This is a genomic window from Rhizobium sp. M10, from assembly GCF_002531955.1.
Classification (GTDB): domain Bacteria; phylum Pseudomonadota; class Alphaproteobacteria; order Rhizobiales; family Rhizobiaceae; genus Rhizobium; species Rhizobium etli_C.
Map to the genome: position 1 here is coordinate 1 of NZ_NWTA01000087.1, position 635 is coordinate 635.

At 59.2% G+C, this 635-nt stretch carries 1 protein-coding gene; it reads right to left on the reverse strand.

The features are described from left to right. Positions 1–77: 77 nt before the first annotated feature. Positions 78–635: substrate-binding domain-containing protein (locus tag CO671_RS33160; protein ID WP_141514521.1), on the reverse strand; the 558-nt coding region annotated here is incomplete at its 5' end.

Below are 635 nucleotides of genomic sequence, written 5' to 3' on the forward strand. Positions count from 1 at the left end.
GCAGACCTTCTGCTTTCTATGCATAGAGGTTCCAGCTTCGGATGTGCCTTTGGGGCACATCCGAAGCCGAGCGGCGATCAGTTCTTGGCGAGGTATTTCTCGACATTGGCCGGATTGACCAGCTCATACGGGATCCACATCGGGGATTGGACTTTCTCGCCCTTGGCAAGTTTGACGGCAGCATCCACCGAGCCGGCGCCCTGTCCGATCGCGTCCTGGAAGACGGTGACGTCGAGATCACCCTTTTGCATGTAATGCATCGCTTCCTTGGTGGCATCGACACCGGCAACGACGACATCCTTCATGTCCCAGCCGGCCGCCTTCAGCGAGTTGACGGCGCCGATGGCCATTTCGTCGTTGTTGGCCAGCACCGCCACCGGCTTGTAGCCGGCGGTGATCCAATTGGTCATCAGGTCCTGCGCCTTGACCGGATCCCAGTTGGCCGACTGTTCGTCGATGATCTTCATGAAGTTGCATTCCGGCTTGGCGGCGACGTCATGAACCGCCTTGCTGCGCAACACGGCCGTTTCGTTCGCCAGAACACCCTGGATGATCAGAATGCCGGCCTCGTCCGTCTTCTTGGCTTCCCTCAGGACGCGGCAGACTTCCTCTGCCTGCAACAAGCCGGCAACATG